Annotated in this window: 18 protein-coding genes; 9 read left to right on the plus strand and 9 right to left on the minus strand. The window is 68.7% G+C overall.

Annotated features, from left to right (window positions below; translation table 11 throughout):
* Positions 1 to 30 precede the first annotated feature (30 nt).
* The 4 genes from PU630_RS02840 to PU630_RS02855 form a co-directional block, all read right to left on the minus strand.
* Entirely contained in the window at positions 31 to 987 is a 957-nt protein-coding gene (locus PU630_RS02840; RefSeq protein ID WP_275278845.1) for a DNA topoisomerase IB, read from the minus strand.
* A gap of 120 nt (positions 988 to 1,107) precedes the next feature.
* Positions 1,108 to 1,869 carry an SDR family NAD(P)-dependent oxidoreductase gene (locus PU630_RS02845; protein WP_275278846.1) on the minus strand — a complete coding sequence of 254 codons (762 nt, stop codon included), beginning with the start codon at positions 1,867 to 1,869 and terminating at the stop codon, positions 1,108 to 1,110.
* Between the two features lie 49 nt (positions 1,870 to 1,918).
* A complete protein-coding gene (locus PU630_RS02850) occupies positions 1,919 to 2,590 on the minus strand; it encodes a histidine phosphatase family protein (protein ID WP_275278847.1) in 672 nt (223 codons plus the stop codon).
* Positions 2,591 to 2,620: 30 nt separating this feature from the next.
* On the minus strand, positions 2,621 to 3,421 hold the full coding sequence (locus PU630_RS02855; RefSeq protein WP_275278848.1) for a siderophore-interacting protein: 801 nt from the start codon (positions 3,419 to 3,421) through the stop codon (positions 2,621 to 2,623).
* Positions 3,422 to 4,013: 592 nt separating this feature from the next.
* Between PU630_RS02855 and PU630_RS02860 the strand changes: the two genes are divergently transcribed.
* The 7 genes from PU630_RS02860 (at position 4,014) to PU630_RS02890 (ending at position 12,877) form a co-directional block, all read left to right on the plus strand.
* Positions 4,014 to 5,000: an ABC transporter substrate-binding protein gene (locus tag PU630_RS02860; protein ID WP_275278849.1), complete on the plus strand. Its 987-nt coding sequence runs from the start codon at positions 4,014 to 4,016 to the stop codon at positions 4,998 to 5,000.
* Positions 5,001 to 5,058: 58 nt separating this feature from the next.
* Positions 5,059 to 6,591, plus strand: a complete 1,533-nt coding sequence (locus PU630_RS02865) for a sugar ABC transporter ATP-binding protein (RefSeq protein WP_275278850.1) — start codon at positions 5,059 to 5,061, stop codon at positions 6,589 to 6,591.
* Positions 6,588 to 7,652 (plus strand): ABC transporter permease, encoded by a 1,065-nt coding sequence (locus PU630_RS02870; RefSeq protein WP_275278851.1) that lies wholly within the window; start codon positions 6,588 to 6,590, stop codon positions 7,650 to 7,652. Before PU630_RS02865 ends, PU630_RS02870 begins: the two co-directional genes overlap by 4 nt.
* Positions 7,649 to 8,659, plus strand: coding sequence for an ABC transporter permease subunit (locus PU630_RS02875; RefSeq protein ID WP_275278852.1), 1,011 nt, complete (start codon positions 7,649 to 7,651; stop codon positions 8,657 to 8,659). Before PU630_RS02870 ends, PU630_RS02875 begins: the two co-directional genes overlap by 4 nt.
* Positions 8,660 to 8,693: 34 nt before the next feature.
* Positions 8,694 to 10,223 carry a sugar ABC transporter ATP-binding protein gene (locus tag PU630_RS02880; protein ID WP_275278853.1) on the plus strand — a complete coding sequence of 510 codons (1,530 nt, stop codon included), beginning with the start codon at positions 8,694 to 8,696 and terminating at the stop codon, positions 10,221 to 10,223.
* Positions 10,216 to 11,235, plus strand: coding sequence for a LacI family DNA-binding transcriptional regulator (locus PU630_RS02885; RefSeq protein WP_275278854.1), 1,020 nt, complete (start codon positions 10,216 to 10,218; stop codon positions 11,233 to 11,235). Before PU630_RS02880 ends, PU630_RS02885 begins: the two co-directional genes overlap by 8 nt.
* A 130-nt stretch (positions 11,236 to 11,365) precedes the next feature.
* Positions 11,366 to 12,877, plus strand: a complete 1,512-nt coding sequence (locus tag PU630_RS02890; protein ID WP_275278855.1) for a SulP family inorganic anion transporter — start codon at positions 11,366 to 11,368, stop codon at positions 12,875 to 12,877.
* A gap of 111 nt (positions 12,878 to 12,988) precedes the next feature.
* On the opposite strand, the gene PU630_RS02895 is transcribed toward PU630_RS02890, so the two are convergent.
* Positions 12,989 to 14,590: an HNH endonuclease signature motif containing protein gene (locus PU630_RS02895; protein WP_275278856.1), complete on the minus strand. Its 1,602-nt coding sequence runs from the start codon at positions 14,588 to 14,590 to the stop codon at positions 12,989 to 12,991.
* Between the two features lie 52 nt (positions 14,591 to 14,642).
* Between PU630_RS02895 and PU630_RS02900 the strand changes: the two genes are divergently transcribed.
* Positions 14,643 to 15,116, plus strand: coding sequence for a DUF6328 family protein (locus PU630_RS02900; protein ID WP_275278857.1), 474 nt, complete (start codon positions 14,643 to 14,645; stop codon positions 15,114 to 15,116).
* An 11-nt stretch (positions 15,117 to 15,127) separates the two neighbouring features.
* Here PU630_RS02900 and PU630_RS02905 read toward each other — a convergent pair whose 3' ends face one another.
* A complete protein-coding gene (locus PU630_RS02905; RefSeq protein WP_275278858.1) occupies positions 15,128 to 15,913 on the minus strand; it encodes an aspartyl protease family protein in 786 nt (261 codons plus the stop codon).
* 171 nt (positions 15,914 to 16,084) lie between these two features.
* On the opposite strand from PU630_RS02905, the gene PU630_RS02910 reads away from it, so the two are divergent.
* Positions 16,085 to 17,092: a LacI family DNA-binding transcriptional regulator gene (locus PU630_RS02910; protein WP_275278859.1), complete on the plus strand. Its 1,008-nt coding sequence runs from the start codon at positions 16,085 to 16,087 to the stop codon at positions 17,090 to 17,092.
* A gap of 34 nt (positions 17,093 to 17,126) precedes the next feature.
* Here PU630_RS02910 and PU630_RS02915 read toward each other — a convergent pair whose 3' ends face one another.
* Genes PU630_RS02915 through PU630_RS02925 form a run of 3 tightly spaced genes read right to left on the minus strand, consistent with a single transcriptional unit; the run spans position 17,127 to position 20,241 of the window.
* Entirely contained in the window at positions 17,127 to 18,029 is a 903-nt protein-coding gene (locus tag PU630_RS02915; protein ID WP_275278860.1) for a carbohydrate ABC transporter permease, read from the minus strand.
* Between the two features lies 1 nt (position 18,030).
* Complete coding sequence (locus PU630_RS02920; RefSeq protein ID WP_275278861.1) at positions 18,031 to 18,972, minus strand: carbohydrate ABC transporter permease; 942 nt, start codon at positions 18,970 to 18,972, stop codon at positions 18,031 to 18,033.
* Between the two features lie 24 nt (positions 18,973 to 18,996).
* Positions 18,997 to 20,241, minus strand: coding sequence for an extracellular solute-binding protein (locus PU630_RS02925; RefSeq protein WP_275278862.1), 1,245 nt, complete (start codon positions 20,239 to 20,241; stop codon positions 18,997 to 18,999).
* Positions 20,242 to 20,313: the final 72 nt, after the last annotated feature.

Raw genomic sequence — 20,313 nt, forward strand, 5'->3', positions numbered from 1 at the left:
CACGATGAAGGGGGTTGACACCACGGGCGGTCAACTCAGAAGGCGGCGGAGGGCGCGCTCCGGCGAGCCGCGCAGATCGAGCAGATCGCCCTCGTCGTACCGGCGGAAGACGCGCGGGTCGATGTAGCTGCGCTGTGCCACCGCCGGCGTGTTCCCGAGGAAGCCCGCCGTCTCCTCCACGGCCGAGCGACGCGCCGCCGCGCGCTCGCGCTTCGTCTCGAGCGGGCCGATGCGCGCCAGCGTGCGCGCAGCGACGATCGTGCCGTGCAGAGTGCGGAAGTCCTTCGCCGTGACGTCGTCGGCCGTCACCAGCCGGACGTAGTCGTTGACGTCGGCCGCACGCAGGGGGACGCGCCGTCGCCCTTCCGGGTACGCGAACAGGCGTGCCCGGGGAGAGGAGCGCGCCATCTCTGCCATGAGCGCCACGATGTCGGCATCCTGGACCGTCCGCCGCACCTGCAGACCGCCCTTGCCGACGAAGTCGAAGGTCACCGTCGTCCCGTCGCAGACGGCGTCTTTGCAGCGCAGAGTCGTGAGACCCCGCGTGCCGTATCGGCTCAGATACTCCTCGGAACCGATGCGCAGCGCGCTGCCGTCGAGCAGGCGGAAGGCCGCCGCGAGCACGCGCTCGCGCCCGAGGCCTTCGGCACGGATGTGGCGGGTGACACGCGCGCGGGCGCCCGGCATCGCGGCGGCGAGGGCGAGGGATCGCTCGAACTTGTCTCGGTCGCGCGCGGCGATCCATTCGGGGTGGTAGACGTACTGCTGGCGCCCCGCCGCGTCGATGCCCACGGCCTGTATGTGCCCGTTCGGATCGCTGCTGATCCACACGTGGGTCCACGCCGGCGGCAGCACGAGCCCCTCTGCACGAGCGAGGGCTTTGGTCGGCACCGGCCGGCCGGCCGGGTCTTCGAAGCGGACGGTCTTGCCGTGCACGACGCGCGTGAAGCCGGAATCCTCACGCGGCGTGACCTCGTGCAGTCGCATGTCCACCTCGCGTCGCTGTCGGGGATCGGTCGGCCCGATCCCTCGTACGAGACTGTGCGGCCGCGGGCGGCCGTTCGTCAAGCCCCTGTCGGAGCGGGGCGTTGCGGCACGAAGGAGACCTCAGCTGCGCAGGTACGACGCGCCGTTCAGATCGAGGATCGCCCCCGAGGCCCACTGCGCCTCGGATGAGGTGAGGTAGACGATCGCCGCCGCAACCTCTTCGGCGGTGCCGACGCGGCCGAACGGGCTCTGCGCGCGCACGGCGTCGCCGCCCGCGCCGCCGAGTTTGGACTGCTGGCGTTCGGTGCCGACGAAGCCCGGCGCGACGGTGGCCACCGCGATCCGGTGGGGCGCGAGCGCCACGGCCAGCGACTGGCCGAGCGCGTGCAGCCCGGCCTTTGCCGCGCCGTAGGCGGGAAACTCCGGCTCGCCGCGGAACGCACCACGTGAGCCGACGTTGACGATCACCCCCGGAGCATCCCGGGCGATCAGCGATCGGGCGACGAGGTAGCTGAGGTTCGCCGGCGCGATGAGGTCGACGTCGACCATCGTCCGCCAAACGCTCTGCCACCGCTCGTAATCGGCCCCGGCGATACGATGTTCGGTCGCCGCGCTGGGTGCCACGCCCGCGTTGTTCACGAGCACGTCGATGCCGCCGAGCGCAGCCTCCGCTTCCGCGACGATGCGTGCGGCTTCTGCGGGGTCGGTCAGATCTCCGCCGACGATCACATGCCCTTCGCCCGACAGCTGATGGAGAGTGGATGCCGCGGCCGCGGCATCCCGCCCGTAATGGACCGCGACCCGGTCGCCGCGCCGGCTCAGCGCGATGGCGGTAGCTCGTCCGATGCCGCGCGATGCGCCGGTGACGAGTGCATGTGCCATGGGTTCTCCTGGGTGGGATGTGTGGGTCGTCTCGTGGCGCCGCGCTCGCTCAGCGACCGGCCTCTTCGACGGGCTCGCCGGTCGGGTCCTCCTCATGCGCGGCGATCAGCTGCGGGCCGCCGGCCGGGTCGGGCGACCAGTCGACCAGCTCCCAACCGTGCTCGTCGCCTTCGAGTTCGACAACGGCGGTGTTGTGCAGCGGCGAGTGCTCGAGCAACGCGGGGTCGAGCCCGTGCACGCGCGCCGCCGACCAGACGCGGATCGCCGCGCCGTGCGAGAACACGGCCACACTCCCGCGGGTCAGCGTGGTCGCCTGGGCGATCCCCTCGTCGAAGCGCGTGAAGAACGCGGTGCCGTCGGTCTCGGCTCCCGGCATCCGCACCGCCACGTCACCGCGGGCCCACGCGAATGCCGTCGTGACATACGCGCGCACGGCGTCCCGGTCATTGCGCATCTCGAGCTCGGCCGCCTCGATCTCCTGCAGGCCGTCGATAGTGACCGGCTGCAGGCCGCGGTCGGCCGCCAACGGAGCCGCGGTCTCGCCGGTGCGGACGAGGGGCGACACGGCGACGGCATCCACCTCCCGATCACGCAGCGCCGCAGGAATCGCCGCCGCCTGCCGGCGCCCGAGGGCGGTCAGTCCCGGGCCGGGCGCGTCGGTGTCGAGGCGTCCAGCAACGTTCGAGGGGGTCTGGCCGTGGCGGATGAGGAAGAGACGCATGCCTCCATCCTCGCCCACCCCCGCGCGGTCTTATCCCGTGCGGCCGACCCGCCAGTAGCCGGTGAACGAGATCCGCGACTTCGGCACGCCGGCTGCCACGAGGTGGCGCCGGCTCTCGGCGACGAGGTGCTGCTCGCCGGCGAGATAGGCGTGCAGCGTGTCGGCACGGTCGGGCGTGTAGCCCTGCACCTCTTCGAGGGCGAGCACGCCCGGTCGGTCGTGCGGGTCGGTACGCCACAGCCAGCGCACTTGCACGCCGGCGGGAGCCGCGAGTTGCTGCTGGTCGGCCGCGTCGGGCACCTCGATGATAGCGACGCCGGTGGTGTCGGGCGCCAGATCGCGCAGAATGCCGGCGATCGCCGGCAGCGCCGACTCATCGCCGGCGAGGAAGACCGACTCGGTGCCCTCCATGGGGTCGAAGCCCCGCCCCTGGTCGATGAACACGACCTGCTCGCCGGGCTGCGCGCGCTGCGCCCAGGGACCGGCGATGCCCGTGTCACCGTGCGCGACGAAGTCGATGTCGAGCTCGCCCGACTCGGGCCGGTGCGCGCGGATCGTGTAGCTGCGGAACGGTGGCCGGGTGCCCGACTTCGTCGTGAGGAACTTCAGGTAGCCGCCCAGCGTGAAGTGGTCGGGCACGGTGTCGAAGTCGGTCTGGCCGTCGCTGCGCGGCAGGAAGAGCCGGAACCAATGGTCGTATCCGCGCTGGGGGAGACGGGCGAGGTCCTCACCCCGCAACGTCACGCGCACCATGTGTGGCGTGATGCGTTCGGTGCGGGCGACCTCGGCGCGGTAGAGGCCGGTGATCTTGCGGCCGTCGGCGAATCCCATGCGTCACCCTTCGTCGTGGATATGGTGAGGCTAACCTAACCTAACCCCCCTCCGGTGCGCACGCACCGCGAGGCTGCACCTGCATCCCCCCGAGGTCGGATGAGGTGGATGCCGCGGCCTCACGTCGGCCGTGGTGCGAGGGCGCGGCGTTCAGAACTCAGCTCGTTTCGGCCGGCGGTGGGTGCTTGAGCGCGCTGGGGGCCCGTTCGGGCTCGGATCGGCGGAGTTTTGAACGGGGCACACCGCCGGGTGGCGGTCCCCGGCGCGTGGGCCGTCGGCGTGCCCCGGCGGCGCCCCGACGCCGCACGGGCCGCCGGGCGCCCGCGACCACGCCGCTGGCGTGCCAGCCGAACAGTGTGATGACTCACATTCGCGGGATGCTGCGGGAACCCGCCCTCGGGAAGTGTTCACCGTGCGCAAGAAAAGGGTCAGGTCAGCCGTATATCTGGGACACAACGCGGGCCCCCGTTACGCGATTGTTACCGGTCACATCTTGCGACAGAAATTGTGAGCGCTAACATTTTGAGCGCCGGCACGGGCCGGATTCGCAGACGGGCTGGGAGCTCAGCCCCTCGACAAGGGAGTCAATGCAATGAAGAAAGGCATCTTCGCGGCCGTGGCCGCGGTCGGACTCGCCGCGATCGCCCTCACCGGGTGTTCCTCGGCGTCGGGCACCTCGGGCGCCGGTGGCGGTGCAAAGGGTGACACCATCAAGGTCGGCTTCTCGCAGGAGGGCGCCGAGAGCGGGTGGCGCACTGCGAACACGAAGTCGCTGCAAGAGGCCCTCTCCGCCGACAACGGCTTCAAGCTGACGTTCTCGGATGCGCAGCAGAAGCAGGAGAACCAGATCGCGGCGATCCGCAGCTTCATCACCCAGGGCGTGGACGCGATCGTCTTCGCGCCGGTCGTGGAGACCGGGTGGACCGATGTGCTCAAGCAGGCGAAGCAGGCCGGCATCCCAGTCATCCTCGAGGACCGCGACGTCGACGCCGATGATCAGCAGTACATCACCTCTCGGGTCGGCGACGACTTCGAGAAGGAGGGCGAGACGGCCTGCACCTGGATCACCGACAACTTCAACGGCAAGGGCGCGAACATGGTCGTGCTCGAGGGTACCGCGGGTTCGAGCGCGGCCAACGATCGCACGACCGGCTGTGCCAAGGCCATGCAGGGGTCTGACATCAACATCCTCGACCAGCAGGACGGCAACTTCACGCGCGCGCAGGGCAAGACCGTGATGGAGGGCTTCTTGCAGAAGTACGGCGAGAAGATCAACGTCCTGTTCGCGCAGAACGACGACATGGGGCTGGGCGCGCTCGACGCGATCAAGGCCGCGGGCCTCACGCCCGGCAAAGACATCCAGATCGTCACGGTCGACGGCACGCACGACGGCCTGACCGCGGTCGCCAACGGCGAGTTCAACTACGTCGTGGAGTGCAACCCGCTGCTGGGCGACCAGGTGGCGAAGGTCGTGAAGGACGTCGTCGCCGGTACCAGCGTCGACAAGCTGTACCTCGCGAAAGACGAGGCCTTCGACCAGGCCGCCGCCAAGACGGCGCTGCCGGACCGCAAGTACTGACGGCTCGGGCGCCGGTGCGGACATCCGCCCGGCGCCCCCGTCACGGCAGAGGAGCCGCATGAGCAACGACATCGTCGCCGAACTGCGCGACATCTCCATCTCCTTCCCCGGGGTGAAGGCGCTCGACGGCGTGGACCTGGTGCTTCGCGCCGGTGAGATCCATGCGCTGATGGGCGAGAACGGAGCCGGCAAATCCACCCTGATCAAGGCGCTGACCGGCGTGTATGCGATCGACGCCGGCACGGTGACGGTCGACGGCAGCGCCCGCCGCTTCGCCGGGACCGCCGACGCGCAGGACGCCGGCATCGCGACGGTGTATCAGGAGGTCAACCTCTGCGAGAACCTCACGGTCGGTGAGAACGTCATGCTCGGCCGGGAGGTGCGCGGCCCGTTCGGCATCAGCTGGCGGGCCACGCACACGCGCGCGGCGCAGGCGCTGGCCGGGCTCGGTCTGCGCATCGACCCCCGTTCGCTGCTCGCGTCGCACTCGCTCGCCGTGCAGCAGCTGGTCGCCATCGCCCGCGCCACCGTGCTCGATTCCCGGGTGCTCGTGCTCGACGAGCCGACCTCGAGCCTCGACCGCGGCGAGGTCGAGCAGCTGTTCGCCGTCGTGCGACGGATGCGCGAGCGCGGCGTCGCCGTGCTGTTCGTCTCGCACTTTCTCGACCAGATCTACGAGCTGTGCGACCGCATCACCGTGCTGCGCAACGGACGTCTGGTCGGCGAGTACCCGACCGTCGACCTACCGCGCCACGAGCTCATAGCGAAGATGCTCGGGCGCGAGGTCGAGCACCTCGACGAGATCGGCGAACGCGCTGAACGGGCGGCGCAGCCGGCCGCCGGCGTCCCGGTGCTGCGCACCGAGGCGCTGGCGCGCAAGGGCGCCGTCGACCCCTTCGACATCACGATCCTGCCCGGTGAGATCGTCGGATTCGCAGGGCTGCTCGGATCGGGCCGCACCGAATCGGCTCGGCTCGTCTACGGCGCCGACCGCCCCGATGGCGGCACCATCCGGCTCGATGACCGCGTGACCAAGGTGAGCAGTCCGCGCACGGCCCTCGCGCACCGGCTCGCGTTCTCGTCGGAAGACCGGCGCAGCGAAGGCATCATCGCAGACCTCACCGTGCGCGAGAACCTCGTGCTCGCCGTGCAGGCCAAGCGCGGCTGGTGGCGACGCGTGCCCAAGGCGCAGCAGGACGCCATCGTCGAGCGGTACATGACCGCGCTCGGCGTGCGCCCGGCCGATCCCGACGCGCTGATCCGCAATCTGTCGGGCGGCAACCAGCAGAAGGTGCTGCTGGGTCGGTGGCTGGCCACCGAGCCCGAGCTGCTCATTCTCGACGAGCCGACCCGCGGCATCGACGTGGGTGCCAAGGCCGAGATCCAGACCGTCATCGCCGACCTCGCCGCCGACGGCCTGGCCGTGCTGTTCATCTCGTCGGAGCTCGAAGAGGTCGTGCGCCTGTCGCACCGCATCTACGTGCTGCGCGACCGGCGTATCATCGGCGAGATCGCCGACGGCGCCGACATCGATGTCGATCGCATCGTCGCCCTCATCGCGGACGACAAGAGTGGGGAGAAGGCGGCATGACCATGCTCAGACGGATGGTGCGGCATCCCCTCTTCTGGCCGGTGCTGGCCCTCGTGGTGCTCATCATCGTGAACACGATCTCGCGTCCGAGCTTCGTCAGCATCACCGTGAAAGACGGCGGACTGTACGGATCGCTCATCGACATCCTGCGCAACAGCTCGCAGCTCATGCTCGTGTCGCTGGGCATGACCCTCGTCATCGCCACCCGCGGGATCGACCTGTCGGTCGGGGCCGTGTTGGCGGTGTCGGGCGCCGTGTCGCTGACGATCATCGGCTCGTCCGACAGCCCCGGCGACCTCGGCACGGTGACCGTGGCCATCCTCACCGGCCTGCTGGTGACCCTGGTGCTCGGCATCTGGAACGGATTCCTCGTCTCGGTGGTGAAGATCCAGCCGATCATCGCGACGCTGCTGCTCATGTTCGCCGGGCGCGGCATCGCGATGCTCATCACAAAGGGCCAGATCACCACGATCACCAGCGCCCCCTACCGCTACCTGTCGTCGGGCCACCTGTTCGGACTGCCCGTGGCCTTCCTCATCGCGCTCGTCGTCGTCGTGCTGGTGGCGCTCGTGGTGCGCCGGACGGCACTCGGGATGCTGCTGGAAGCGGTCGGCATCAACCCCGAGGCGAGCCGGCTCGCGGGCGTGCAATCGCGTGGCATCATCTGGATGGTCTACGCGCTGTCGGGCGTGCTGGCCGGTCTTGCCGGCATCCTCTACAGCTCCAACATCTCCGCGGCCGACGCGAACAACGCCGGGCTGAACATCGAGCTCGACGCGATCCTCGCGGTCGTCATCGGCGGCACCTCGCTGATGGGCGGGAAGTTCTCGATCTCGGGGACAGTCGTCGGTGTGCTCGTCATCCAGACCCTGACCACCTCGATCACCTTCCTCGGCGTGCCACCGGCGGTCACCCCGCTGTTCAAGGCGCTCGTCGTGATCGTGATCTGCCTCGTCCAATCTCAGAAAGCGCGTGACATGCTCTTCTCCCGACGTCGCCGACGTGCGGCGGCCCCGGCGGCCGCCGTCGCACAGGCCGAGGCCGAGGCGGTGGCACGATGAGCGTGCAGACCGCCCCCGCCCTGCCGTTCGAAGACCGCAGCATCCTCACGCGCGTGAAGTCGGCGGCCAGCGCCTGGCTGCCCGTGCTCGCGGCCCTGGCCATCCTCATCCTTATGCTCGTGGCCGGGCAGCTGTACTTCGGCGACTTCATCTCGCCGCGGCTCATCTCGGCGCTGTTCGACAACAACCCGTACCTGATAGTGCTCGCGATCGGCATGACGTTCGTGATCATCACCGGCGGCATCGACCTTTCCGTCGGATCGGTCATAGCCTTCAGCGGGCTGCTCGGCGCGCAGTTGTTCGCCGCCGGCCTCCCCGCGGTGATAGTGCTGCCACTCATGGTGCTGTCGGGCACCGTGATCGGCGTGATCATCGGTGTGATGGTCGCGGTCTTCGACATCCAGCCGTTCATCGCGTCGCTGGCGGGCATGTTCCTCGCCCGCGGCCTGGCCTACGTGACGAGTCTGAAGTCGCTGCCCATCAAAGACGACACCCTGAACTGGCTGCTCGGCGAAAGCTGGGGAGGCGGCGGCTGGTACGTCACGCCGGGCGTCGTGCTGGCGCTCGTGCTGGTGGCGGTGGCGACGTGGATGCTGCACTACACGCGTTTCGGACGCACGGTGTACGCGGTGGGCGGCGGTGAGCAGTCGGCGCGACTGATGGGGCTGGCCGTCGACCGCACGAAGTTCCTCGTCTATGTGATCAGTGGCACGTGTGCCGGCATCGGCGGCGTGCTGTTCGCCTCGTACACCCAGTCGGGCAATCCGCTGGCGGGCCTGGGCATGGAACTGCAGGCGATCGCGGCGGTGGTCATCGGCGGCACGATCCTCACCGGCGGCAGCGGCTACATGATCGGTTCGCTGGTCGGCGTGCTCGTGTATGGTCTCATCCAGATCGCGATCACCTACATGAGCGTGGACTCGTGGTGGACCTACATCGTGATCGGGATCATGCTTCTCGTGTTCGTGGTGTTCCAGCGCGCACTGTCCGCACGCCGAGGCGGGTGACGCGGGGCGCGACCCCAGTGGAGGACGGCCGACGGTGACCAGCGAGGATGTGCCCGTGCTCGAGGCGAGCGGCATCCGCGTGCAGTACGCGGGCCAGGTGGCGCTCGACGACGTGCGGCTGCGGCTGTTCCCCGGCGAAGTGCACTCGATCATGGGCGAGAACGGCGCCGGCAAGTCGACGCTGATCAAGGCTCTGACCGGCGTGCTGGCGCCCGATGACGGAGAGATCCGGCTGCGGGGCACTCCGGTCTCGTTCGCGGGACCGGGGGATGCCGCGCGGCACGGGGTGAGCGCCGTCTACCAGGAGATCGAACTCCTGCCGAACCTCTCGGTGGCCGAGAACATCATGCTCGGCGCCGAGCCGCGCCGATTCGGCGGCATCGACTGGAAGCGCACCCGACACGAGGCTGCGAAGGCTCTGAACCGACTGGGGATACGGCTGGATGTGGCATCTCCTCTCCGCCGGCACCCGCCTGCCGTACAGCAGCTCGTCGCGATAGCACGCGCCGTGCGCGCCGAGCCGACCGTGCTCGTGCTCGACGAGCCCACCTCGAGCCTCGACCAGGACGAGGTGGCAGAGCTCTTCCGCGTCGTGCGCACGCTGCGCAAAGCCGGCGTGGCGATAGTGTTCATCTCGCACTTCCTCGAGCAGGTCTACGAGATCGCCGACCGTATCACCGTGCTGCGCAACGGACGGCTGGTCGGCGAGTACCTCACCACCGACCTTCTGCGCATCGAGCTCGTCGAGAAGATGCTCGGGCGCACGGTGTCGTCGCTGGGACAGATCGCCGAGCGGGCGAGCCAGATCGAGCCGGCGGTGGATGCCGCGCCCGTGCTCGACGCGCGCGGAGTAGGCAGATCGCGGGCCATCGCGCCCTTCGACCTGCGCATCGATGAGGGCGAGGTGATCGGCTTCGCCGGGCTGCTCGGATCAGGACGGACGGATGCCGCGCGCATCCTCTCCGGCGTCGACCGCGCCGACACCGGCAGCATCGACGTCGAGGGGCGGCGCGTGGCGCTGACCTCGCCGCGCCGGGCGATCCGTCGGGGAGTGGTCTACTCGTCGGAGGACCGCAAGTCGGAGGGGATCATCGGCGACCTGACGGTGCGCGAGAACATCCTCATCGGCCTGCAGGCAGACAACGGGTGGTTCCGGCCGCTGTCGCGCGCCCGCCAGACCGAGCTTGCCGAGAGCTACATCGATGCGCTGCATATCGTTCCCGCCGATCCCGAGGCCAAGGCGGGCACCCTCTCGGGCGGCAACCAGCAGAAGGTGCTGCTGGCGCGCTGGCTGGCGCTGGCGCCGCGGCTGCTGATCCTCGACGAGCCGACCCGCGGCATCGACGTCGGCGCGAAGGTCGACGTGCAGCGGCTGGTGGTGTCGTTCGCCGAGAACGGCATGTCGGTGGTGTTCATCTCGGGCGAGCTCGACGAGGTGCTGCGCCTGTCGGATCGGATCGTGGTGCTGCGCGACCGCGAAGTCGTCGCGGTACTGGAGAATGCTGATATGAGCGACGAGCAGCTGCTGGCGCTCATCGCTCAAGGATCCGAGAACGATGACTGACACGCGCGCCCCGCGCAACGCGAACATCTTCGACGTCGCCCGGTTGGCGGGGGTGTCGCACCAGACGGTGTCGCGCGTCATCAACAACCACCCGAGCGTGAAGCCGGCCACCCGAGAGCGGGTGCAGGAAGCCATCCGCCAGCTGCGCTATCGCCCCTCGCAGGCGGCGCGGGCCCTCGTGACGAAGCGGTCGCGCACCATCGGGCTGATCACTCCGGCGACCGCGGACTTCGGTCCGACGACCCTCGCGATCAGCGTGAACGACGCTGCGCGCGACGCGCGCTACGCGGTGGTCAGCGTGAACCTGCCCGACGTGCAGGCGGCGTCGGTGCGCAATGCCATCGAGGCCATGCTGCGGCAGAACGTCGAGGCGATCGTCGTGATAGCGAACGACGTCGCCGTCGCCGAGTTCGCCCGCGGCACCGACGCGACGACCCCCGTCGTCGTGGTCGCCGCCGGCGCCGAGCCCCAGCCGCTGTCGCTGTCGATCGACCAGTACGCCGGCGCGCGCCTGGCGACCCGCCATCTGCTGGGGCTCGGGTACGAGACCGTCGCGCACATCGCCGGCCCCGCCCGCAACCCCGATGCGTCCGAGCGGGTGCGTGGCTGGATGGCGGAGCTGCGGACGGCGGACGCCCCGCCCGGGCTGCGGCTGGACGGTGACTGGTCACCGCGCAGCGGACATGCGGCGGGGATGCGGCTGACCGTCACGCCGGGATCGACCGCGGTCTTCGCCGCCAACGACCAGATGGCGCTCGGGCTCGTCGCGGCGCTGTCGAGCCGTGACCTGCGCGTGCCCGAGGACGTGAGCGTGGTGGGCTTCGACGACATCCCCGAGGCCGAGTTCATGTCGCCGCCGCTGACGACGCTGCGGCAGGACTTCGCCCGGCTGGGGGCGCAGACGATGGAGCGCGTGCTCGCGACGCTGGAGAGCCCGACGCCGCTCGAGCCGGCAGAGCCCCTGGCGACGAAGCTCATCATCCGCGATTCCACGCGGCCCCGCCGTGGGTGAACACGCTGAAAATGGCCGATAAGATGGCCGACGGCCGTGGCAGCTCTGTGACGGCACCCCCTCCGCCCCGGCCGGAAGTCCTCGCGACGACGCGTCTTTCGCCATCCCGCCCACTCATCGTGAGGACGCCATGACCGCCGTCATCCCCGCTCGTGATCCCGCAGCCCGTTACCGGATTCGGCCCACGGTGTTCGACGCGCTGCGTAGCCCCCGTCTTCTCACCCGCGAAGTGCTCGCGGGACTGGTCGTGGCCATAGCGCTCATCCCCGAGGCCATCGCGTTCTCGATCATCGCCGGGGTCGATCCCCGCGTCGGCCTTTTCTCGGCGTTCGTGATGGCCGTCACTATCTCGTTCGTCGGCGGACGCCCCGCGATGATCTCCGCGGCCACCGGAGCGGTCGCGCTCGTGATCGCCCCGGTCGTCCGCGCTCACGGCATCGACTACCTGATAGCCACGGTCATCCTGGCCGGAGCGTTCCAGATTGTGCTCGCACTGGTGGGCGTCGCCAAGCTCATGCGGTTCATCCCGCGCAGCGTGATGGTGGGGTTCGTCAACGCGCTCGCGATCCTCATCTTCATCGCTCAGCTGCCGCAGCTGATCGCCGTGCCGTGGGCGGTGTACCCGCTCGTGGTCGCCGGCCTGCTCATCGTGTTCCTCTTCCCGAAGCTCACCCGCGTTGTCCCGGCGCCGCTCATCGCGATCATCGTGCTCACCGCCGTCGTCGTGTTCGCAGGGATCGCCGTGCCGAACGTCGGCGACCAGGGCGCCCTGCCTCGCAGCCTGCCGACGCTGTTCCTGCCGCACGTCCCGCTGACCTGGGAGACCCTGCAGATCATCGGTCCGTACGCAGCGGCGATGGCTGTGGTCGGTCTGCTCGAGTCGCTGATGACGGCCAAGCTCGTCGACGACATCACGGACACGCACTCGCGCAAGCCCCGCGAGGCGTTCGGCCAGGGGGTCGCGAACATCGCGTCAGGATTGTTCGGTGGCATGGGTGGGTGCGCGATGATCGGCCAGACGATGATCAACGTCAAGGCATCCGGTGCGCGCACGCGGATCTCGACGTTTCTGGCGGGCACATTCCTGCTGATCCTCGTGGTCGTGCTCGGCGACGTCGTCGCCCTCATCCCGATGGCCGCGCTCGTGGCCGTGATGATCCTCGTCTCGGTGTCGACATTCAACTGGCACAGCATCCGCCTCTCCACGCTGCGCAGGATGCCGAAGAGCGAGACCTTCGTGATGGTGATCACCGTCGTGGTCACCGTGCTCACCAACAACCTCGCGATCGGCGTCGTGGTCGGAGTGCTGGCCGCGATGGTCCTGTTCGCCCGACGGGTCGCCCACGTCGTGAGCGTCACCCGGACCGCCGACGAGGTCACCGCGCGGTACCGGGTCGACGGGGCTCTGTTCTTCGCGTCGAGCAACGACCTGACGACCCAGTTCGAGTACGCCGAAGACCCTGACAGGATCGTCATCGACATGTCGGCCTCGCACATCTGGGACGCCTCATCGGTCGCTGCGCTCGACGCCATCGTGACGAAGTACGCCGAGCACGGCAAGCAGGCGACGATCGAGGGCATGAACGCCGCGACGACGCGCCTGCACCGGCGGCTCAGCGGTGGCCTCGGCGACGGCCACTGACGCTGGCCGGATTCGCGATCGGTTCGAGCTCCTGCCCACGAGGCTCATCCTCCGTGAAGCTCATCATCCACGAATCTGCCTGGCGCGGCCGACTGCGAGAGAGGCTGTCGCTCAGAAGGGTGCGGGATCGCGCGCGTATTGCTGCGTGAGGACGTGCGTGAGATGTGGGTCGGGGTCGATCAGCTCGATGGGGGTGAATCTCACGGTACCCGGTGGACGGGAGACGTGGGTGCGGCCGGTGGGTGCCGTCCAGCGCAGGATCCCGCCGGGCAACTGCTCCACGAACCAGTCGGTGTCGTGTTTGACGGTGTGGTGCCGCTCACACAGGTGCGCGAGGTTGCACAGGCACGTCGGGCCGCCCTCGGAGTGCGCGATCGTGTGATCGGTGTCGCACTTCCGAGCCGGTCTGCGGCACCCGGGGAATCGACACTGCTCATCTCGCACGCGGAGGAAGAGCTCCTGTCGCGCTGAGGGCCGGTATCGATCCACGCAGGTGGGGACTCCGGTGGCCGGGTCGGTGGCGACCCGTACCCATTCGGGCGCGGAGGCGGCCAGTTGCCGCGCCGTGTCGTCGTCGATGGGCCCGAACCCGTCAACGGTAGCCCCACCGACGGTGGTACGCGCGAGCATCGTGACCGGCACGGTCACGTGCACGGTCGGGCGGATCGCCGACAGCCTTTCCCTGGCTTGGTCGGTGGCGCCGTGCCCGTCGACGGCACTGGTGAGCATAAGATCACAAAGCACGTCGGCCATGAGCTGCGGCACCGTTCGCTCGTCGAACTCGGGCGCCGCCGCCTCGTCGGTCACGCTTGTGGTGGAGGGTGCGCTCGCCGCGGGCACACCGCCCGACTGCGCGGTCTCCCAATCCGCCTTCTCATCGGCATTCTGCGCAGAGAGGTCCTCGGCGATGTCGCGCGCTCGATTGTAGGCGCCCACGACCTGGGCCGTGGGCCCGTCCACGGTCAATCGCGAAAGGCCCGGCTCCAGCTCGCGCACCGTCACCTTCCGTCCCTTCACCGCGTCGCGCACCCGCTGCTCGGTCCCCTCCGGATCCAAGCGGACCACGAGCCCGGACAGGGCGGCCTTCAACTGGGCGGGGGTCATCTCGCGCGCCATATCGCGGGCGACCGCTTCGAATTCGGCGCACACCTCCGCGTCGGCGATCGCGATCCCCGCATCGGCGATCAAGGTCGCATGTGCTGGCGTGATCTCCCCGCCACTGGCGTCGGCGAGAGTCTCACCGAACACGTTTGTCAGCGTCGCCGCCAGTGACACCTTCCGCGCCACCTGCCATTCGCTCAGACGCAGCTCGGCACCGATCTCGGCGAAGATCTCACGCATCCCCAACTGGGTCGAATGCGTCACCGTCCCCTTCCCGCCACGCGAAGCCCGTTCCGCCTCTCGACGCGTCACGAGGTCGGCCACCTGCGCGAAGAACACCATCTCGGCTCCGAAGGCCCGCCCCGTGGCGTTCTGCGATTCGGAGAGATGCCACACCAGCTCGTCCAGCTCTGAGACCAACGCGGACACGGACGCCGACATCCTGACCACCTCCTCGCTGTCTGGTTTACCTGATACAAGAGTAGCGAACGAAACTACGAAAGACAAGCGCATAAGCCCAGAAAAGACGCGGAACATGCCTGACGTGACGAGACGCAGAACAATCGAAATTATGTATTGCAGTTCATTGCCATGGCGGACCGGCTGGCGCAACCGGGTGGCGGGGCATCCGTCGCCGTGTCATCATGACCGCGGAGGAGGCGGTATGACCGAAGCAAGCGCTGACGGCCGCGACGAGACGGCGGCCGAGCGGGCCGATCGCAACTGGACCGAGATCGTCCAAGAGCTGCGGGTCACCCAGACGGGCACGCAGATCCTTGCCGGGTTTCTGCTGACCGTGGCCTTCCAGTCGACGTTCGCCGAGCTCGAACCGTACCAGCACGCCGTCTATCTGGCGCTCGTGTTGGTGGCCGCGGCGACCACGACCCTCGGCTTCATGCCGGTGAGTCTGCATCGGCGCGTCTTCCGCAAACACGAGAAGCCGCGTCTGGTCACCCAGGCGGACCGCATCCTGAAGATCGTGCTCGTGCTCGTGAGCGTCCTGACGGCCGGCGTGGTGTTCTTCCTGTTCGATGTGACGACGTCGCTGATCCTCGCCGTGGTGTTCGGGGGCATCGTCGCTATCGGCATGCTCCTTCTGCTGCTGGTCTACCCGCTGTTGAGCTCTCGGCGTCGGTGACCGGCCACACCTCAGACGCGGTCGAGGTACCCCCACATGCGGGCGCGGAAGTCGAACACCCAGTCCGCCTGAGCGATGAGCGGGCGACCGATGATGATCGTGAAGGCCGGGTCACCCTCCCGTTCCAGGCCCGCGAGCGGCACCGTCGCAGCCGTCGAGACGGCGAAGCCGCGGCCGCCGATCCGGCACGGCGAGACCCGCACCATTCCGGCCGACCCCTCCTGCCCGTTCACATCGGTGCCGGACGTGGTGCCGGTGGCCGGGAAGATCCCCGGGAATGCCGCGGCCAGCCCGGCGTCGACGACGGTAGTGGATGCCCCTGTGTCCCACACGGCGACGGCGGTCGTGGCATCCCACACCACTTTCAGCAGAGGATGCCCGCGCGACGACAGCTGCAGCGGACGCCAGCGATCGATCGCGGCCTGCTCGTCGATCTGCAGGGCGTGTGCCGACAGGCGCACGCCGATGCGGTGCCCGGCCAGCACGTCGACGCCGAGGATGGCGGGGCCGTCATCGGAGACGTCGACGACCACGTCGTGGGCGACGATCGGGCCGAGGGTGATGTCGGGCACGCGTGCCTGCGGTCCCGTCGCACTCGAGCCGAACACACCGCGCGACTGCGGGTCAGGGACGTCGATCGCCCAGTGCTCGGTCTGCGCGCTGCGGGGCAGATGGCTGCGGGCGGCGCCCGTGTCGAGCAGGAACTCCTGCTCGACGCCGTCGACGGCGGCCACCACGTACAGCAGCGCCGTGCCAGGGTCGTCGTCGGCCCGGATCGTCAGCGGAACGCTTCCCACGACGCCACCATAGAGCGGAATGCGCCGCCGTGCGACCGGGAATCGAGCGCGGGGTCAGTCCTGTGGCCAGGTCATGCGCGGCCAGCCGTCGCTCCACGCTATGGGCAGCAGCCCGACGCATCCAATACCCGGCGTCGCGCGTGACTAGGCTGAACGCGGCAAGGGGGTGGTATGCGCGCAACGCTCAAGGACGTCGCGGCGCGGGCAGACGTGTCGGCCAAGACGGTGTCGAACGTGATCAACGGCAGCGCCGTGGTGCGCCCCGATACGCGCGCGCGCGTCGAGGCGGCACTTGCCGAGCTCGACTACGTGCCGAACCTGAGCGCGCGCGGATTGCGCAACGGCCGCTCAGGCGTCATCGCGCTCGCCCTTCCCGACCTGGCGACCGCGTACTCGGCGGAGATGGCGCACGCTTTCGTCGAGGCCGCGCACGAGCGCGGCTGGGCCGTGCAGATCGAAGAGACCGGCGCGCGCCCCGAGCGTGAGGCGACGCTTCTTTCACGCGCGCGTGCGCGCATGGTCGACGGTGTCGTGCTCAACCCCACGGTCGCCGACGAGTTCGCACTGCCCGACGACCCGCAGCTCCGGCCGGCGGCCGTGCTCATCGGCGAAGTGCCGCAGAATCAGCTCGACCAGGTGCTCGTCGACCCTGATCACGCCGCATACGACATGACGACGCTGCTGGCGCGGGCCGGGCATCAGCGCATCGCGGTCGTCGGCGCGGCGCTCGCGACGAACACGTTCACGTCGGTCCTGCGCACCCGGGGCTACCGACGTGCGCTCGCCGATGCCGGGCTCGGCTCGGACGCGCGGCTGGAGATCGCCTGCGACGACTGGACCGCGCGCGGCGGCGCCGCGGCCGTATCGGCCTTCCTCGATCGGGAGCGGCTGCCCGATGCGTTCTTCTGCTTCACCGACACGCTCGCCATCGGCGTGCTGAGCGAGCTGTGGCGTCGCGGCATCCACATCCCCCACGATGTGTCGGTCGCAGGCTTCGACGATGTCGCCGACGGCGAGTTCGCGGTCCCGCCGCTGACCACGGTCTCGTTCGACAAGCGCGCCTTCGCCGACGAGGCGCTCGAGCTGCTGGCGGGGCGCATCGCCGATCGTGGGTCGCCGGCACGCGCCGTGACGGTGCCGTACCGGATCGTGCAGCGCGAGAGCACGCGGCAACGCTGACGGATCAGGCGGCCACGTGCTCTCGCGCGCGGGGTCAGCCCTTCAGGCCGCTGCCGGTGACGCCCTCGACGATCTGCCGCTGGAAGATCAGATAGAGGATCACGAGCGGCAGCGCCGCCAGGATCGCGCCGGCCTGGATGTCGGCGTAGCGCTGCCCGAAGCTGCCCTGCACGGTCGCAAGGCCCACCGGGATCGTCATCAGATCGGGGTTCGACAGCACGAACAGCGGCAGCAGCAGGTTGTTCCAGACGCCGACGAAGGTGAGGATCGTCACCGCCGCGATCACCGGTCGCGACAGCGGCATGACGACCGACCAGTAGATGCGCCACTGGCTCGCGCCGTCGATGCGCGCGGCCTCTTCGAGTTCGCGGGGGATCCCGTCGAAGAACTGCTTGAAGATGAACACCGCGATCACCGCCGGCACCTGCGGGAAGATCACCGACCAGTAGGTGTTCAGCAGATTCATCCAGTTCAGCAGCTGGAAGATCGGCACGATGAGCACCTGCGTGGGGATCATGATGCCGAGGATGATCAGCAGCAGAACGAGGTTCGACCCGCGGAACCGCAGGCGCGAGAGGGCGAACGCAGCCATCGAGGCGAACAGCACCGTCAGGACCGCGGTGATCACCGAGGTGATGGCGCTGGCGGTGTACCAGTTCCAGATGTCGCTCTGCCCGAGCAACGTGGAGTAGGAGTACAGCGTCAGGTTCCAGCTCTTCAGGATCTCTCCCGCGCCGGTCGCGGCCACGCCGTTGTCGGTGAGCGACGTCTTCAGCGCGAACAGGCTGGGGATCAGCCAGATGATCGCGAAGACGACCAGCACGACGCCCGCGACGATGTTGAAACTGCGCGAGTCGACGGGGCGATGCGGGCGGCGCGCCGGTGCGGCGGAGGAGATGGGGGATGCCGTGCGGCGACGAGTGGTGACCGTGGTCATCTCAGAACTCCTTCCGTGCGGCGGCGCGATCGGCGATCTGCCGGATCACCGCGATCACGATGATGACGATGAACAGCAGGACGCTGGCGGCGCTGGCGGCGCCGACGCGGTTGTCGGTGAACGCCGTCCCGGTGATCAGTTGCAGCGACACCTGCGTCGAGATGCCCGGTCCGCCGCCGGTCATCAGGTACACCTGGTCGAAGATCTTCAGGCTCGCGATGATCTGCAGCAGCAGCACGAGCGTCGTCGTGCGCCGGAGCATCGGGATGGTGATGCTCCAGATCTGCTGCCACGGGGTCGCGCCGTCGACGGCCGCCGCCTCGTACAGCTCACGCGGGATCTCTTGCAGCCCTGCGAGGTACAGCACGTAGTTGAAGCCGAGCGTCCACCAGAGTGTCGCGATCGCGATGCCGATCATCGCCGTGTTCGGACTCGAGAGCACGCCCGCTCCGGGCGTCATCCCCAGTCCCTCCTGCACGAGCGCCCACAGCCCCGTGGAGGGGGTGAAGATGAACACCCAGATCAGCGAGATCGTCGCGGAAGGCAGGATGAACGGCAGAAAGAACGCCAGTCGGTAGAACCATTGCGCGTGACGCATGCGGTTGGTGAGAACCGCGAACACGAACGCGATGATCACGAGCGGCGGCGTCGTGTAGATAGTGAACTGCAGCGTGTGCCACAGCGAGCTCCAGAAGTCGGCGCGGGTGAGCATCTCGGCGTAGTTCGCAAACCCTGCGAACGAGCCGAGGCCGGTGCGCACCGTGGACGTGTTGAAGAAGCTCATCACGAACATGTAGATCGTCGGTCCCAGCAGGAATGCCAGGTAGAAGATCCCGAACGGGGCGATGAACAGCCACGCCGAGCGTGTGTCGCGCACCGCCCGCGGATGCGCGGCGAAGCGAGAACGCCCGCTGCGCGGGACGGTGAGAGTTGTGGTGGTCACGTCGTTGTCCCTCCAGAATCGGTGTCAGAGCGGGCTCGGGGTGTTCAAGAACACCCGTAGCTGGGTTTTGATGGCGGACAGGGCTTGCTTCGGGGTGCTGGCGAGCTGCTGGATGAGGCCCAGCTGTGCGCCGACGATCCCCTCGAATGTCGACCCTGAACCGCCGTACCAGGCGGCGTCGTCGTAGACCGCATGCTCGGCGGCGGACGCGTACTGCGCCTGCGGCCGCAGCGCCTTGTACTCGGCGCTCTCGGCGACCGGCAGGTACGCCGGCACGTGACCGCCCTTGGCCCAGGTCATCGACTGGTCGAGCATCGCCTTGATGAACTTCATCGCCTGCAGGCGCTGCTCATCGGTGCGGTTCTTGCGCGGCAGGATGAACGTGTGCGAGTCGGCCTGCGATGCCGGTGTGCCGTACAGCGTCGGCAGCGGCACCATGCCGAACTCGAATCCCTTGACCGACTGCGCGGTGGTGATCTCCCACTCGCCCTCGAGGTAGAGGCCCGCCTTGCCCGTGAACAGGTACGACTCCGCCGTCGCGTAGTCGAGCGCCTTGTTGACCCAGCCCTGCTTGACCCATTTCTGCAGACGGTCGTTGACCTCCAAGAAGATGTCCTCGTCGACCGTGAGCCGAGACCCGTTGTCGGAGAGGAACGGCGGCGCGTCCTTGTGCTGGTTGTAGAACGTCCAGAACACGCGCCACGGCGTCGCCGTCTCGCCGCCGACGTTGGCGATCGTCATCGCAGGTCCCCCGGTCACCTTGCTGATGGCGGCCATCGCCGCCTCGAAGGTGTCCATGTCGTCCAGCGTCACCAGATTGCCTGAACCGTCGAGCAGACCCGCCTGCTTGCAGACGTCGGAGTTGAAGAACATGACGAGCGGGTGGGTGTCCAGGGGGACGGCGATGTTCTTGCCGTCGGTGACCTGGGCCTGCCACGGCCGCTGATTGAAATCCGATGAGCTGAGCCCCACCGAGGCGAGATCCGCCTCGGTGATCGGCTCGAGCAATCCGCCGTCCCACAGCGGCTTCGCGCGCGTGAGGTGCGAGACGGCGACGTCAGGTGGCCGGTTGCCCACCGTGGCCAGCGTGACCTTCGTGTAGTACGGGTTTCCCCACGCGAACGTCGTGGCCTGCAGCGAGTTCGGGCCGTAGATCTTGCGGTAGCCGTCCTCCATCGCCTCCATGCGGGTGCCGTCGCCACCGCCGAAGAGGTTCCAGTAGACGAGCGTCTCGGGCGAGAGCCTCGTGCCGAACAGTCCGGCGCTCACCGGCGAAGAACAGCCGGCGAGCAGGGGGACGGCGGCGGCTCCGACTGCTGCGGTCAGGAAGCCGCGGCGGGA

It is taken from the genome of Microbacterium horticulturae (assembly GCF_029094505.1).
Classification (GTDB): domain Bacteria; phylum Actinomycetota; class Actinomycetes; order Actinomycetales; family Microbacteriaceae; genus Microbacterium; species Microbacterium horticulturae.